Origin of the sequence: Novipirellula rosea, from assembly GCF_039541335.1 — a bacterium.
Lineage (GTDB): Bacteria > Planctomycetota > Planctomycetia > Pirellulales > Pirellulaceae > Novipirellula > Novipirellula rosea.
Map to the genome: position 1 here is coordinate 1 of NZ_BAABGA010000130.1, position 813 is coordinate 813.

At 53.6% G+C, this 813-nt stretch carries 1 protein-coding gene; it reads right to left on the reverse strand.

The annotated features are described in order from the left end of the window. Positions 1-13: 13 nt before the first annotated feature. On the reverse strand, positions 14-813 hold an 800-nt coding region (locus tag ABD971_RS35940; protein ID WP_345328552.1), incomplete at its 5' end, for a leucine-rich repeat domain-containing protein.

Here is an 813-nt window from a genome sequence, read left to right on the forward strand (position 1 = left end):
CCTCCGGTCCATGTCATGGTTCGTCGGTGTATTTGGTTCGCGAGAGATCGTTGTGTCGTTGATAGACGCGAACAATCGGAATCGCGTTGCTGGAAAGTTGATTGTACCGTGGCAAGTCCTTGCGAGCACAAAAAAGGTGCGCTGAACCCAGCGACTTGCGTTGCAGTATCGCGACAGCCGCACCGGCGATTGGATCACCGCAGAGATCAATCGAAAAATGTGAAAGTGACGGTTGTCGTTCGAGAAAGGCGACTGCGTCAGGGGAAGGAATCATTCCCGCGATGTCCACATGCGTGAGGTTGGTACTCGCCCAGTTCACGAACAAATCGGACGAAGCATCGTTGTTACCGTATTGTAGTGTTGTCAGGGCGTTCTGATTGTGAATCCAGGAAATCGTTTCGTCTGAAACAGTGCAATCGACGACGGTAAGCTGCGTAAGCGTGTCATTCGATCGTAGCCGATCCAAATTGTATTTGTCCAATTCGCAAGACGTGATAACTAGCATCCCGAGCGACTCGCCACCGGTCAGTGTGACAGGGACGCGTGACTTCAGATTCGACACGTAGAGTTGTTGAACCGTTGGAGCGATTGCAAGCATCGGCGATTGATCCGCGCTGCATGCACGGATCGACAAGACACGCAGGTTTGTGCATCGTTCGATGAGGCGATGGGCGTCGGTTCCAATTTGACGCCCACGCAACGTGAGGTGTGTTACCCCAGTGACGTCGTCACGAGCATGAGGAATCGCGGCGTCAAACTCAAGTTTGAGCACGGCCGGATGAATCACAGGCTTCGGCGCGCAACCTGTGGCGA